The sequence below is a fragment of the Flavobacterium sp. GW823-FHT04A11 genome, from assembly GCF_058796535.1.
The window spans coordinates 2,432,266-2,447,614 of record NZ_CM179503.1 but is presented as its reverse complement, the minus strand read 5'-3'; the positions used below and the strand labels follow the sequence as shown (position 1 = coordinate 2,447,614).

Annotated in this window: 14 protein-coding genes and 1 tRNA gene; 8 read left to right on the top strand and 7 right to left on the bottom strand. The window is 31.6% G+C overall.

The genetic code is table 11. The features are described from left to right. Positions 1–35: 35 nt before the first annotated feature. The 5 genes from lolA1 (at position 36) to AC3QL1_RS10420 (ending at position 3,911) form a co-directional block, all read left to right on the top strand. Positions 36–677, top strand: a complete 642-nt coding sequence (gene lolA1 / locus AC3QL1_RS10440) for an outer membrane lipoprotein periplasmic chaperone LolA1 (RefSeq protein WP_492497561.1) — start codon at positions 36–38, stop codon at positions 675–677. A 7-nt stretch (positions 678–684) separates the two neighbouring features. Beyond that, positions 685–2,139 (top strand): LptF/LptG family permease, encoded by a 1,455-nt coding sequence (locus tag AC3QL1_RS10435; RefSeq protein WP_492497376.1) that lies wholly within the window; start codon positions 685–687, stop codon positions 2,137–2,139. A 2-nt stretch (positions 2,140–2,141) separates the two neighbouring features. After that, positions 2,142–3,272 (top strand): 3,4-dihydroxy-2-butanone-4-phosphate synthase, encoded by a 1,131-nt coding sequence (ribB, locus tag AC3QL1_RS10430; RefSeq protein ID WP_492497375.1) that lies wholly within the window; start codon positions 2,142–2,144, stop codon positions 3,270–3,272. 1 nt (position 3,273) lies between these two features. Continuing rightward, complete coding sequence (locus tag AC3QL1_RS10425) at positions 3,274–3,663, top strand: acyl-CoA thioesterase (RefSeq protein ID WP_492497373.1); 390 nt, start codon at positions 3,274–3,276, stop codon at positions 3,661–3,663. A 160-nt stretch (positions 3,664–3,823) separates the two neighbouring features. Then, positions 3,824–3,911, top strand: a tRNA-Ser gene (locus AC3QL1_RS10420). A gap of 277 nt (positions 3,912–4,188) precedes the next feature. Here AC3QL1_RS10420 and AC3QL1_RS10415 read toward each other — a convergent pair. Together AC3QL1_RS10415 and AC3QL1_RS10410 are read right to left on the bottom strand one after the other, a co-directional pair. After that, the gene (locus tag AC3QL1_RS10415) at positions 4,189–5,364 is read right to left on the bottom strand and encodes an FAD-dependent oxidoreductase (RefSeq protein ID WP_492497372.1); all 1,176 of its coding nucleotides are present in this window, start codon (positions 5,362–5,364) and stop codon (positions 4,189–4,191) included. Positions 5,365–5,440: 76 nt separating this feature from the next. Continuing rightward, the gene (locus AC3QL1_RS10410) at positions 5,441–6,292 is read right to left on the bottom strand and encodes a helix-turn-helix domain-containing protein (protein ID WP_492497370.1); all 852 of its coding nucleotides are present in this window, start codon (positions 6,290–6,292) and stop codon (positions 5,441–5,443) included. A 543-nt stretch (positions 6,293–6,835) separates the two neighbouring features. Here AC3QL1_RS10410 and AC3QL1_RS10405 point away from each other — a divergent pair. Together AC3QL1_RS10405 and AC3QL1_RS10400 are read left to right on the top strand one after the other, a co-directional pair. Further along, positions 6,836–7,309 carry a GNAT family N-acetyltransferase gene (locus AC3QL1_RS10405; RefSeq protein ID WP_492497368.1) on the top strand — a complete coding sequence of 158 codons (474 nt, stop codon included), beginning with the start codon at positions 6,836–6,838 and terminating at the stop codon, positions 7,307–7,309. Positions 7,310–7,377: 68 nt separating this feature from the next. Continuing rightward, positions 7,378–8,640, top strand: a complete 1,263-nt coding sequence (locus AC3QL1_RS10400; protein ID WP_492497366.1) for an MFS transporter — start codon at positions 7,378–7,380, stop codon at positions 8,638–8,640. Between the two features lie 184 nt (positions 8,641–8,824). On the opposite strand, the gene AC3QL1_RS10395 is transcribed toward AC3QL1_RS10400, so the two are convergent. The 3 genes from AC3QL1_RS10395 to AC3QL1_RS10385 form a co-directional block, all read right to left on the bottom strand. Next, positions 8,825–9,199, bottom strand: coding sequence for a hypothetical protein (locus AC3QL1_RS10395; RefSeq protein WP_492497365.1), 375 nt, complete (start codon positions 9,197–9,199; stop codon positions 8,825–8,827). Between the two features lie 115 nt (positions 9,200–9,314). Then, on the bottom strand, positions 9,315–10,406 hold the full coding sequence (locus AC3QL1_RS10390) for a Ppx/GppA phosphatase family protein (RefSeq protein ID WP_492497363.1): 1,092 nt from the start codon (positions 10,404–10,406) through the stop codon (positions 9,315–9,317). Positions 10,407–11,005: 599 nt separating this feature from the next. Next, complete coding sequence (locus AC3QL1_RS10385; RefSeq protein WP_492497361.1) at positions 11,006–11,638, bottom strand: response regulator; 633 nt, start codon at positions 11,636–11,638, stop codon at positions 11,006–11,008. Positions 11,639–11,921: 283 nt separating this feature from the next. On the opposite strand from AC3QL1_RS10385, the gene AC3QL1_RS10380 reads away from it, so the two are divergent. After that, positions 11,922–12,308, top strand: a complete 387-nt coding sequence (locus AC3QL1_RS10380; protein WP_492497359.1) for a VOC family protein — start codon at positions 11,922–11,924, stop codon at positions 12,306–12,308. A gap of 213 nt (positions 12,309–12,521) precedes the next feature. Here AC3QL1_RS10380 and AC3QL1_RS10375 read toward each other — a convergent pair whose 3' ends face one another. Further along, positions 12,522–13,898, bottom strand: coding sequence for a Gfo/Idh/MocA family protein (locus AC3QL1_RS10375; RefSeq protein ID WP_492497357.1), 1,377 nt, complete (start codon positions 13,896–13,898; stop codon positions 12,522–12,524). 277 nt (positions 13,899–14,175) lie between these two features. Continuing rightward, entirely contained in the window at positions 14,176–15,273 is a 1,098-nt protein-coding gene (locus AC3QL1_RS10370; protein WP_492497356.1) for an acyltransferase family protein, read from the bottom strand. Positions 15,274–15,349 lie beyond the last annotated feature (76 nt).

Here is a 15,349-nt window from a genome sequence, read left to right as displayed (position 1 = left end):
AAGAAATCCACAACAATTCTATCAAAAACAGAACTATAAAAGGCTTGCAAATAGCTCTTTTATTTCTTTTGAGCTTTACTTCTATTCAGGCTCAGGATAAAAAAGCCAAAGATTTATTGAACCAGGTAACAGCCAAAATAAAAAGCTACGACAATATTTCTATTGACTTTAAATATTCTTTGAATAATGCCAAAGAAAACATTAATCAGGACAGCAAAGGAAATGTTATTATGAAAGGCAATCAATATGTATTGAATTTTATGGGCGTTACTAAAATTTTCGACGGACAAAAAACATATACTATTGTTCCAGAAGATGAAGAAGTTACTGTTTCTAAAGTAAACGAAAAAGATGATAACGCTATCACGCCGTCAAAAATGCTTACTTTCTTTAATTCCGGATACAAGTACAATATGGATATTGTGCAAAATGTAAAAGGAAGAAAAATCCAATACATTAAATTAGCCCCTACAAATGCTAAAGATCAAAGAAAAGAGATTCTTTTGGGTATTGATGTACAAACAAAACACATTTATAATTTGATTGAAACCGGAAAAAATGGAACAAAAACCACTTTAACCGTTAATTCTTTTAAAACCAATCAGCCTTTGTCAAAAAATCAATTTACCTTTGTAGCGAGCAAATATCCAAAATACTACATCAACAAATTAGATTAAACCAAGGTTGAAAATTTTAGACAAATACTTACTAAAAACATTTCTGATTACATTTACTACGGTATTTGTAATCCTTTTTTTTATATTCATTCTTCAGACTGTATGGCTTTTTATCTCTGAACTTGCAGGTAAAGACCTTGATTTGTTGTTGGTTGTAAAATTCCTGCTTTTCTCCATGCCGAGAATTATTCCGCTGGTTTTACCTTTATCGGTTTTATTGGCATCTATCATGACTTTCGGAAATTTAGCTGAAAATTATGAATTTGCAGCCATGAAATCATCGGGAATATCACTGCAGAGAGCAATGCGTGTTTTAATCATCTTTATTTTTGTATTAAGCATTGTTGCCTTTTGGTTTGCCAATAATGTGATTCCGTATGCTGAATATAAATTTGTTAGCTTTAGAAAAAACATTGCCCAGGCTAAACCCGCCATGGCTATTGCCGAAGGTCAGTTTAACGATGTCGGTACTTATAATATTAAAGTAAACAAAAAATCGGGCGAAAACGGAAACATTCTAACCGGAGTTACTATCCATGAAAAAGCAAATAATTACGGGGAAAACAAAACCGTGATTAAGGCCAAAGACGGGGAATTGATCAGTAATGAAAAATCGAGTATTTTAAAACTTGTCTTAAATGACGGTTATTATTATCAGGATGTCACTCCAAAAAAATACGAAGAGCGAGCTAAACTTCCCTTTATAAAAAGTGATTTTAAAAAACAGATTATCAATATTGACTTATCTGAATTAAATAAAACTGATGAAGATCAGGCAAGCGTTAGCAGTACAAACGGAATGCTGAACGTGAATGAATTACGCTATACTTTGGATTCTTTAAACAAAAACCTGAATAATGAAATTGTTTCTTTTTCAGAAAATATAAATCAGCGTGTTGGAATTAAAACTTCTCCTAAGGCTTTAAAAACTGATAAAAAGAAAAAAGCATTACCAAATGATATTTTGTCTTTATATACCAATAAACAAAAGTCTGATATCCTAAAAATGGCAAGCAGTACTGTTACCAGTAATATCTACTCAATTGAATCAACCCAAAAAGATTTAAAAGACAAACAAAGAGAAATCAACAAGCATTTAAGTGCATTATATGAAAAATTTGTAATTGCTTTTGCCTGCTTTTTAATGTTTTTTATTGGCGCTCCATTAGGTGCTATTATCCGTAAAGGCGGACTTGGACTGCCTATTGTTTTTGCGGTTTTAATCTTTATTACGTTCCACTTTATCAATACTTTTGGGAAAAGACTTTCGCAGGAAGGCGGTATGACTCCATTTATGGGTTCCTGGATGTCTTCTTTTATATTACTGCCGTTGGCCGTTTTATTAACCTACCGCGCAACAAACGACAATGGATTAATTAATTTTGATGCCATTACTACCCCAATATCACAACTGTTTCAAAAAATTTCCGAACGATTTTCTCCCGCTCAAAACAAACAATAATTATGTCAACAAAAATACAACTTAATACCATTGAAGAAGCTATAGAAGATATTCGTCAAGGTAAAGTAATCATTGTAGTCGATGATGAAGATCGCGAAAACGAAGGTGATTTTTTGGCTGCAGCTGAAAAAGTAACACCTGAAATGATCAATTTTATGGCTACGCACGGACGCGGATTAATTTGCGCTCCATTAACAGAAAGCCGTTGTAAAGAATTGGATTTAAGACCAATGGTTACGAATAATACAGATCATATGGAAACTGCTTTTACGGTTTCTGTAGATTTAAAAGGACACGGAGTAACAACAGGAATTTCAGCAGCAGACAGATCTAAAACGGTATTAGCATTAACAGATTCTAATGTAAAACCACATGAATTAGCGCGACCAGGACATATTTTTCCATTGGTAGCAAAACAAGGAGGTGTTTTAAGAAGAACAGGGCATACAGAAGCTGCGATTGATTTTGCAAGATTAGCAGGATTTAAATCGGCTGGTGTTATTTGCGAAATTTTAAACGAAGACGGAACTATGTCCCGCTTACCTGAACTTGTAAAAGTGGCTAAGAAATTCAACTTGAAATTAGTTTCGATTGAGGATCTTGTGGCTTACAGAATGCAACATGACAGTTTAATTGTAAAGAAAGAGGATTTTGACATTGAGACTCGTTTTGGAACTTTTAGATTAAGAGCTTACGAACAAACGACTAACAAACAAATTCACATTGCGTTAACTAAAGGAACGTGGAATCTTGGCGAACCTATCTTAACCAGAATTCACTCTTCGCAGGTAAATAACGATTTATTAGGAACTTTAACTAATAATGCTGAACAGCAACTGGACGGCATGTTTAAAGTAATTAACGAAAACGGAAAAGGTGCTGTTATTTTCATTAATCAGGACATGCAGGCGGTAAATTTATTGAGCCGTATTTCTGAACTTAAAGCTTTACAGGCTGAAGGAACGATGAAAGCACCAAAAGTAATTATAGACAGCAAAGATTACGGTATTGGAGCTCAAATTCTGCATGATATTGATATTTCGAAAATTAGACTGGTATCGAATACGGAGCAAACTAAACGTGTTGGAATGATTGGATACGGTCTTGAAATAACTGATTATGTAAACTATTAATATGGGGACATTAGAAGAGAGAATTACTAAATCCGAGACTCATATATTTAAAGCTGTTTTTCCGAGTACGACAAATCACTATGATACTTTATTTGGAGGAACTGCACTTCATCTTATGGATGAAGTTGCATTTATTTGTGCAACGAGATTTAGCCGAAAAAAAGTAGTAACAATTTCAACAGGTCAAATTGACTTTAAAAAAGCGATTCCGGCCGGAACTTTGATCGAATTAGTGGCAAAAGTTGTGAATGTTGGAAGAACGAGCTGTAAAATTCATGTTGATATTTTCATGGAACAAATGTATTCTGAGCTTCGCGAAACGGTGGTTTCAGGTACTTTTTCGTTTGTTGCAGTGGATGAAAACAAAAAACCAACGCCTATTTTAGATTAATCACGTTATTTAACCTAAAATTGTTTTTAAAATAAATACTGATTATGAAGCACTTGAAAATTAATTTAAAATAATCAGTAAAAAAGCTTAAAAAAAGTTTTGATAACCGAAAAAGCGTCTTATATTTGCACTCGCAATCAGCAAATGATCGCAACATACTGGAGAAATGGCAGAGCGGTCGAATGCGGCAGTCTTGAAAACTGTTGACTGTAACAGGTCCGGGGGTTCGAATCCCTCTTTCTCCGCCAGTAGAAGTTTAAAATAAACTTTAAAAGTCAAAAGCCTTTAAACATAATGTTTAAAGGCTTTTTCATTTTTGGTAAACTTTTAAAAAATATATGCTTTCGCAAAGAACATTGCACCTATTAGCATTCGAATATTTGCTTTATTGAGCTTTATATATTTGGTTTCTTAATATGCTGAAATTAGAGATCTATAATAGCTAACTTTAATAAAAAAGTGCTCGATTAGTGAGCACTTTTTTTTAACTTCTTAGTTTGACGTATAAATTATTATGATGCCCTATCATGATTTAAACATATTTACTAACTCCTTAATTGATTCAGCAGAAGGTGAGGCAAAATCTTTTATACCCTCAATAGCCTCTTTTCCTAGAACAGCGGCTCTTGATCTCATACAGTCTTCATATGCTGCAATTGCAGCTTTTAAATCGTAAAATTCTCCGTTGCATAAACATTCGCTTAAATCTAAGGCATCAAGCATCGCTGTATTAACACCTTCACCAGATGGAGGCATTAAATGAGCAGCATCTCCAATTAAGGTAACATTTGGCTTCGCTTCCCAATTCTGACCTAGCGGAAAATAATTTAAAGGTCTAATTACAAATTGTTTACATGCTTTAAATAATGTTAAAAATACAGGATTCCATCCTTCATAATATTTAACTAAATAAGCATATATCTCATCAGAATTATTAAAATTTATACCACTGGTTTTAGCCCAATTTTCAGGATACAAGGATGCAGCATAAAACGTTAAACCACCATTGGCCATTGGCTGCGCTGCAATAGTTTTGCCAATATCCATTGCAATAAGATTTGCATTGTCAACTAAATTAAAAATATCTGGGCATACTGTTTCCGGGTTTTCAATTTCGCCTTGTATAATAGTTGCTCCTGAATATAACGGCTGGATATCTGTTACATAAGGACGAACTTTTGAAAGATGTCCATCAGATCCAATTACTATATCCGCTAAGACTGTGTTTCCATTTTTGAATTCCAATTCCCAGGAATCATTAATTTGATTCATGCTCACAAAATGACTGTCCCAAACAACAGTATCGGGCAAAAGATTATCTATTAGTAAATTTCTTAATACTCCCCTATCAATTTCCGGCCTGAAATTTTCATTAGTAAAATCGTCACTATCATTATTATTTTCATCTACACAAATATTTGCATTTTTATCAACCATTCGATATTTATCTGCACCACGCATGTAGACTTTTTTAAAAGAATCCAGTAATCCGGCAGCTGCCATTACTTTCAAACCCGAATCAAAATGCAAATCAACAATTGCTCCCTGTACACGCGATTCTTTATTAAAGTCTCTTTCATAGACTTTCACTTCTACTCCTTTTAATTGTAAAAGCCGAGCCAGAGTTAAGCCTCCGGGGCCTCCGCCTAATATTGCTATTTTTTTATCTTTTAAAAGATTAGCTTCATTTATTCTTTCCATTTTTCTCTATTTTATTCAATGCAAAGGAATAATATATTAAAAGAAGAGACAATGACAATACACAGTATCAACAGGACTATTCGAGGTTTCTGTTTCTAAACGCCAATGAGGTCATTTGTACAATTTTAGAAAATAATCTGGTAAAATAAGAATAATCATCATAGCCTAAATCTGTTGCAATTTCTTTGATCGATTTGTCAGAATGATACAGCAATCGTTTCGCCTCCAGCACAACCCTCTGTTGTATGTGATGCGAAACAGAATAACCTGTTGCCGTTTTAATACATTCATTTAAATACGGTGTTGATATGTTGAGAATATCTGCATAAGCACTTGGACTTTTAATGGTTGTAAAATTAAGCTCAAGTACTTTCTTAAAAGCTTTAGTAATGATCTCAAACCGTGAGTGCTTTTCAGCAGATTTAGATGCTACTACATATCGCGAGATCACTAATGCGACTAATGTATTAGAGCTTTCTTTTAAAATGGAACTATACATTTTTTCCTCTTTTCTCTCTGAAATTTTAATGCATATTAATGCAGTTTCTGCAATAATAGACAAAACATCCTCTGTGAGCGATAAGATATTTACGGGAGCTAAATCTTCTAATATTTTTAAATATTCAGGGCGAATATTTTCTACTGAAATTATCCAGCTGGTAATTACAGCTTCTTCAAATGAAATAACACGGTGTACTTGACTTGGGTGAATAAATACAACTGCAGGTCCAATTATTTGCTGTTTTCGAAAATCAATTTCAATATTAGTAATTCCTTTTTCCTGAAGAATGAATGTATAACCGCCATCCCGATGAGATCTTTCTACTTCCTTAGAATTAGGCAATCCATTAAATGAAACTCTGCCAATGATTACTCCAGTACTAATTTCTGAGGGCAGAGAATTTACGGGTATGGATTTTAACTTCATAAAATTATATATTTCATTCTTTAAACAAAAGTAGCTTTTTGGGCTTTATGTAATTTATAAAATTATTCACAAGTTTAGTCCTTTTCTTAAATAAATCAGCTTTAATTATTCATTAATCTACATCTTTTTATTGGGATTTATTTTACAAAATCAATTTTTAAGAGCTTGAAAAAACCTCTCCAAAAGTATAAATTAAGAAGAATTTTCTTTTTTGTTTAAGAATTTCAAACATCATTACTTCTAAATAAAAAATCTATTTTCTTACAAATCAGCCTCATTTTCAACAGAAAAAATCCCTGAAAATTTATTTTTTAACACATTAAAACTGATGTAAAAAATAGTGAATCTAAGGGTTGAAATTTACAAAAAATACGGACTCAAAAAACATGCAAATCTGCTAACAAAGTGTTCGAATTTATGCTAAAAAAACAATGGTTTTTTCATTAAAAAAAATTAAATTTACAGCATAAAAAATACAGAATAAATTAACGAATAAACCCTTGTAAATGAAGGCTTTTTGCGAATTTTTCTCAAACATTTCTTATGAAGAATTTGCATACAATTTTAGAAATAAATCCCAGTAATTTTGACTCTGTAAAAGACATCATTTATGAGTCAAAACTGATAGATGAAAAACTACTGAATTTAGAAAATGCAGTGGTGTTTATAAAACACAAACTGGACCGAAATAAAGCGAAAATTTTTGTCAAAAAAGAAGATGACATTCCGGTTGCATTTATTTTGCTTTATCATAAAGTAAGTCCTTTATCTAAAATAAAATACAATTGGCATATTTCATATTTATACGTCAAGCCAAATTTTAGAAGAAAATATATTGGTAAAGAAATTATAATGAAATGTATTGATTTTGCCAAAAAAACAAAAGTCGATCATATTTCTTTAAATACGGATACAGAAAATTATGCCGCACATCAACTTTATGAAAGTTTTGGTTTTGTCCGGAAAAATTTTATCTCTAACTATTACTATTACGAAATGAAATTATTGTATGAATAACAAAAAGTTTCTTTGAATCACGAAACCTATAAAATCTATTATTACTTTTTACCCCAAATCTATATTTTATGATTACAACATTACTTAAAAATTATTTAAAAAATTTCAGTCAGTTTTCTGTAGAGGTTAAAATTTTAGCCATTACAACTTTTATTAACAGATTGGGCGCCATGGTTGTACCGTTTCTTTCCAAATATATGATGGAACAACTTCACTTTACCTACGGCCAGATTGGATGGGTAATGGTATTTTTTGGTTTAGGTTCTTTTATCGGAACCTGGATTAGCGGAAAATTATCTGATAAATTTGGTTTTTATAAAGTTATGATTTTTAGCTTATTTACAAGCGGACTTATATTTATTATGCTCCAATTTCTAACGACTTTTTACAGTTTTTGCTTGGGAGTATTGTTATTAACCACTGTTTCAGATATGTACCGGCCGGCAATGTTGGTTTCATTAGACACTTATGCCGGTAGAAATGAAAGAACAAAAGCCTTATCATTAATTCGTTCTTCGGTAAATCTTGGTTTTATGTTTGGCCCGTTGATTGGCGGAATTATTATTACTGTTTTAGACTACACTTTTTTATTTTATATTGATGGCTTAACTTGTATTTTGAGCATTTTATTATTTTCCATTTATGTAAAAGAAAAAAAATTACCGTATAAACTAAATAGCTTCAAATACTTAAAAGAAGGAAATTCTATTTTGCAGGACAAACCTTTTTTACTTCACCTGGTAATTACCTTAATAACCGGTATTTTATTTTTTCAAATGTTTACAACTCTTTCTCTTTATTACAAGGAAGTGTTCAATTTTACAAGTGTAGAAAGCGGTTTGTTTTTGGCTTTGAATGGTGTAATCATATTACTTTTTGAACTTTCAATTGTGAGTTATGTCGAATCTAGAAACATAAATAAACTTTTAATGGTGTCATATGGCGTACTGGCCATGGCGGTGAGTTACTTGTTTTTGTTGATAGAACACAGTATTCCGGCACTTATCGTAATGATGATTTTTATGACTATCGGAATTATGCTTACTTTTCCCTTTGCCAATTCATTTGTAAAAAACAGATCTCTTAAAAAACAAGAAGGTAAATTTATGGCGGCTTTTACAATGAGTTATAGTGTTGCTCATATTTTAAGTACCAAAACCGGCATGACCATTATAACAGATTATGGATATCAAGCCAATTGGGTGTTTTTAACCTGTTTAGGTTTTGTAGGTTTTATTTTAGCTTATCGTTTGGTTTTTATTGTGGCCAAGGAAAGTGAAGGTATCAAAAAGAAAATTGTAGAATCTATTTTTACAACTAATGCTAAATAATACAGATTTCCAAAAGTAGTTGTGAAGAAATACACTGACTACTTTAAATAAAAAAGCTCGTTGAAATTATCTTTCAACGAGCTTTTTTTATATTCATTTTACATCAAGAGTTTCAACTAAAAAATTAAAGTAGATTTAAAAGGTAACTATTTGAGGCAAAGTTTAAGAATTAATGAAAATGAATTTACATTTTTTCAGTAATATCTTTTTTAAATTTATTTAAAAGCGCTTTTGTCATTCCAAGATTTGCTTTGTTAGAATCTACTGCTAAATAAATAAAATATTCATTGTTTTCTGAAATGTCGATAATATGAATTTGATTTGTAAGTGTAATCATAATATCATCAATATTTTGGTCTAATCCTAAAGCACTAATTGCATTTAATTTAGCTTTTACTACTTCTAAGTTAAAAGCTGAAGCCAATTCAGGATCAAAACTAGCAACAGAAGAATCGCTAAAATAAGAAATACCACTTTTAATTTCGGTTACTGCAACTGCGATATAACCAGGAATGTTTTTTTTAACTTCATCCCCAAATTGTTGTAAAAAATCTGACATATTAAATTGTTTTAAATTATTGTTTATTTATATATTTCAATGGCGTCTAAGTGTTTGCGAACAATTAAACAGAGATTAAATTTGTTTTAAAAAGCTGCTTTCTTTTTACTGAAGACTAAAAATTATTTTTAATCTTTTTAGAACGATCAACAACGTAAGAAACCAACCAGGCTATTTGTCCTTCTTTTGCAAAATATATTTTCTTTGATTTTAAATTAGGAATACTTTCAAGGCAGGCAATTAAAATATTATTGGCAGAAATTAAATGCCTCTGATTGTACGTATTTATAACCTTATCCGCTTCTTTGCTTGTTTTGGCTAAGTTTTCATACTTAACGAAGTTATTCTTCAAAATGGCATCATAATCTATAATATCCTGCATGGTTAAAGGCACAAAATGATCATCGTTACTTTCATTGTAATACAAAGTCGTAAAGGCCCAAATTGCTCCTCCAGATAGGTATATTTTCTTTTTTTGAAGTGATTCCGGCCTGCTTTTAAGCATCTCTTTTATTTTATCTCTTAAAACAGGTGCAAACTCAAATGATTTTTCCTTGTAAACTCCCATATCGTTTATTTCCCTCGGAATTACAATCGTTTTGTTAATTGCTTCCGTAAGGGTGATGGTACCGTAATCTAGTTTTAGAGGAAAAAATTCAAATTTATTACCATTAAGTACATCTACGTACCCGCCTTTTGTATTACCACCGCCAATATCAAGAACTATAGCATCCTGATAATCTGTTGAAGGTATAGAACCTTTTAAAAGCATTTTCCCTTCTGCCTCTGCATTAATAAAATCAAGATCTTTATTGGTTAAAGTCTTAATCTTATTACTTAAAGCCTGAGTATTATTTGCCATAGCAACTCCGGAAGAAGCTACAATGTATATGAATTCATCCGGCACACTATATTTATTTTTAATTTTCGAAAGATTTTCAAAAACTACAGTTCCTGCGCGGTTTATATCTTCTTCTGCAAGATTACCATCGATAGAAATACCCTTAGCTATACCTACGTTTTCTGTCCAATACGCTACGATATCATAATCTCCTTTTTTGATATTGTTTACATCTATTACCGAAATTTTAATTCCTTTACTTCCTATTTCAATTCCGGCATAAAGGCTGTTTTGTGCAGATGCCTCAAAAAAGAGGAAAAGGACGAAAAAGAGAAAATTTAATTTCAACAAGTATTTTTTTTGCATGCTATTCTTATTATTAATTCTTATTGCTTTTGTTTTTCAATCAATTACGTAATATTGTCAATTAAGGTTTATTATAATTGGGTTATTTATTCAATGGTTTAGTATTAGTTTTAGAATTGCCTTATTTATATTACATTTGGCCCTGCAATACTTTATTCCTGCTCAATTTTAAAAAAATAATGAATCCTTTTTTTAAAATAAACGAACGTGCAAAAGTCATCTTTATCTGCGTATAAATTTGTAGCAAATTTCCAGATTGCGTGTAGAATTAATTCTACAACTATTGTGGATTTATTTTGTAAAATGAGGAAATAGCAGCAGTCTTTTTTTGATTCTGATTTTACCGAAATAGAAATCAGTAATGAAGACTTTAAACATAATGGATTTGAAATATTGGAATAGATATTTTCGCAAAAATAAAATTGGAATACGTCTTCAAAAAATTATAAAAATCTGAAATTGAAAACAGTAAAAATGGAAGATTCTGTAAATTGAAAAAAAATAATATAGACTTTTAATACAGTAATTCTTAAAAACAAAAAAATCCAAACTAAGTTGGATATTGGAATAAAAGTTTTTATTTAGAAAAAGGGAATAATTTAGTTTTTATAAACTCTTAAAATCTCGACTAATCTTACTACATTATTGATTCCGAGTTTATCAAAAATTCTGTTTTTAAGCGTGCTTACCGTAGACATTTGAATATTTAATTTATTTGAAATTTCAAGATTTCCGTCTCCGCTAACTAAAAGTTCTGCCACTTCTACTTCTCTGTCTGATAATTTTTCGAGCGGATTAATAGGTTTGTTTAATAAAGCGTTTTCTACGATTTTTTCTTTAACAACATCGCTTATATACTTTCCGGTTTCAAGAATTGATTTTACGGCTTTTATAATTTCTTCGTCTTTGCTGTATTTATTCAGAAAACCATTTGCGCCCGCATGAATGTAACGCAAAGCATATCTTGATTCATCATAAGCCGAAAACATCATTATTAGCAAGTCAGGTTGAATTGCCCTGATTTGTTCAATCATTTTAGTGCTATTTCCTCCGGGAAGATTGATATCAAGGAAAAGCAAATCATGCTTTTGATTCAATTTACTGAGTAAATCTTCAAAATCATCAGCTTGGGTTATGGTTACTTTATCAAAAGCTTTTTTTAGTAGTACCGAAACTCCATGGCGCACTACACTATGGTCGTCTACTAATAGTATCTTCAAATCTTTGTTCATTCTTTTGGAGAAATTAATAAACAAATATACCTATAAAGCAATAAAATAAACAAAAGAACATATTAATTTATTGCTTGTTTACTCAAATTTTATTTTATCATAAAATGAAATCGATTTCGAAGTTTATTTCGAATAAATGATTAGTTCCAAGTCTAAGAATTTTAGTTTTTTATTACTGTCTACATTGGTAGAATTAATTTATGCTAACAATGTGAATTTATAAATTACTATTTTTTTACTTTTATAGTCTGTAGATACTATTGCATCTTTAAAGTTCATTAATATGAAAAAAATCACAACTAATATCAAACCTTTTCTAACAGTAAAAGACGCAGTTAAGGCAGTTGATTTTTATGTCAATGCTTTTGGAGCTGTTGAATCACAGAGATATTCTCTTCCAAACAATAAAATATCATCTGTAATTACAATTGATGGTGCTGAATTTTATCTAAGCGATGAAGAACCGTGTGATGGAACCGGAACTGCCAGTCAGCCATTCAATATGCCGATTAGAATAATTCTGGAAACTAAAAATGCAGATGCAATATTTGAAAATGCATTAAAGTATGGTGCTACAGAAATTTGTCCCATAACAACCGAAGAAGACTGGAGAATCGGAAAGCTAAGAGATCCTTTTGGACATATCTGGGAAATCGGCTATCCTTTTTAAAGTTTTTATAAATACATAAACCCTTCATATAGGTTTGCTGGTCATCAAACCCATATATTCAGGATTTTCAAAATCTTTATCTTTTTAGATTTGCCTGACTATTAAATGAATAACTCATTTAACCGCTTTATCCTAAACAGTTAAAGCTTCTGTTAGTAAACAGAAGCTTTAAAAATCTAACACAAAATATAACTAAACAATTAATAAGGTTTTCTATTTAGAAAACTCAACAGTATTTAATTTTTGCCAGCCTCCACGAGTAAAATCGGGAATTTCAACCGGAGCAGAATTGTTATCCAAAGAAATTTCTGTTAACGGACTCAGACAAGACCATTCGGCCAAATCATAAACATCCATATCTAAAGGAAGTCCTTGTTGTAAACAATGAAACATACGATAGTCCATTATAAAATCCATTCCTCCGTGACCGCCTACTTTTTTGGCCATTTCTTCGATATCTTTCACGATCGGGTTTTTATATTTTTCCATTAATATCTTTTTCACATCTTCAGATACAAATTCTTCTGCATTTAAATTTTGATAATTTTTAGATATTTCTCCTCCTGCTTCTTTCGCATCTATTGCATATCCTTCCACAGGATATTTATTTGCAAAACCTTTAGTTCCGGTCAGTTGATACATTCTGCTGTAAGGTCTCGGACTTGTAACATCATGCTGAATCTGGATCGTTTTTCCTTTTTCGGTACGAATCATCGTCATGGTGTGATCTCCGTTTCTAAAATCAGTTACGACTTCACCTGTTTTTTCTTTGATAAATGCGGGATTTCCAACAGCTTTCGTATCCATCGAAACTAAGAAATTCATTTTATCTCCTCTGTGAATATTTAAGGCTAAACATGCCGGCCCCATTCCGTGTGTAGGATATATATCACCTCTGTGTTTGCGGTTATAATCCATGCGCCAATTGTTCCAGTATTCTCCCCAATAAGGCTGAAGTCCGTGAATATAAGAACCTTCGGCATGAAGGATTTCTCCAAACAAACCTTGCTGTGCCATATTTAATGTTGTTAGTTCAAAGAAATCATACACACAATTTTCAAGCATCATACAATGTTTACGTGTCTTTTCAGAAGTATCAATGACATCCCAGATTTCCTGCATTGTTAATGCTCCGGGAACCTCAACAGCCACGTGCTTTCCGTCTTTCATGGCTTGTACCGCGATACTGGCGTGATGTTTCCAATCGGTAACAATATAAACAAGGTCAACATTTTTAAGTGCCGTTACTTTTTTCCACGAATCTTCTCCAAAAAACACTTCTGCTTTTGGTTTTCCGTGTTTTACTAATGTATCGTTTGCCGCTTTTACTCTGTCTTCTACCATATCACAAAGCGCAACAATTTCTACTCCCGGAATATGTGTTATGCGTTCAACAGCACCCGTACCACGCATTCCCAAACCAATAATGGCCACATGAACAACCGGAATAGCTGGTGTAGCCAAACGCAAAACATCGGTTTGACCTTTATCTCTTTTTGGTACTTTCGTTTTTATGATTTGCGAAGAAGCATCGCAAATTCTTAATAGCAAAAAAGCTATCAGTATAATTTTTAAACTTGAACTTTTCATTTTTTTTATTTTAATATAATTTATTGAGGTGAGTTACTCGTAATTTGTTTTGTTGTAATTCTTTGCGTTTTATTTAAACACATAGAAACATAGAATTTTGTTCTCTAAAAAAGGCGTTTCACTTATTAAACAAACATAGATAAAGATCTAAAATACTCTATATTCTATAATCTATTGTCTATTGTCTATTGTCTATATTCTTTTTTCTATACTCTATTATCTATACTCTTTTGTCTATACTCTATTGTCTATACTCTTTTCTAATAAACAACCGTTTCTAAACTTTTATATAAGTCTTATTTTTATGCATGTACCAAAGTATGAAATAAAGGATTCCGAAACCTGCTAAATCGCAAAACGCATCGTAATATGCTCCGGTAAATTGCTCAAAACCAAATAAAACCTGTTTGGCGATTAATGAAAAATTAAAAACATGAGATCCAACATAAGCGGCAATGGCGTTGAGGCCAATAATTCGAAAAGGATATGCCCACTTTGTATAGCCTTTTACATCGACAAGCCAATAAAATAAAGCTAACAAAACGAAACTTATTCCTGATGAAAATATTACAAATGAACTTGTCCATATTTTTTTAATTATGGGATGCCAAATTCCGATCAATAATGATAAAACGATTCCGCTTATACCAATAATAAAAAGATAGCTGGCAATTTTTTGTCTGGATAAAGGAGACAGAAGCAATTCTCCTGCAAACAATCCCGACATTGTGGTGGCCGTAAAACCTAAACCAGTTAAGAGCCATGAATATTGTGTCTGATCATAAAAGCGTCCAAAAACCTGCTGGTCAATATAAATTGGGAGATTTTTATTGGGTAATAATTCAAAAGGATGTCCGAAGAAATTCGGAACAGATAATAAAACGGCGTATAAAATAAGACATGTTACAAAGAAAATATATCTTCCTTTTTTAGATAAATTGATGTAAGCAATACAGGAAAATAAATAACCTACTGCGATGGCCTGAAGTGTATTACTGAATATTTGAAATTTTGAAAGATCCAGAAATAGTAAATTTCCCTGTACAATCCATCCCAAAATAAACAGAATTACAAATCGCCTAAAAATGTGAGAATATAATTTACGATCAGATCCTGATTCGGTACTTCTTTTTCCTAATGAAAACGGAATCACAACTCCAACCACAAACAGAAACAAGGGCATTATCACATCATACAAATGAAAACCAATCCATTCCGGATGTTCAAACTGATCTGCCAGGGTTTTGGTAAAATTAGTTTTAGCCGCTGTATTTAAGTTATAGAAAAAACGATCTGCAACGATTATCATTAATAAATCAAATCCCCGCAGAACATCTACGGACATCAATCGGTTGTGCGTTGTGCTCTTATCCATTTTTTATTATTTCTTTATAATTGAATTTTTATAAAGCAATCCTCAATAGTAAAATCAAGGATTGCTTTTAAAATAT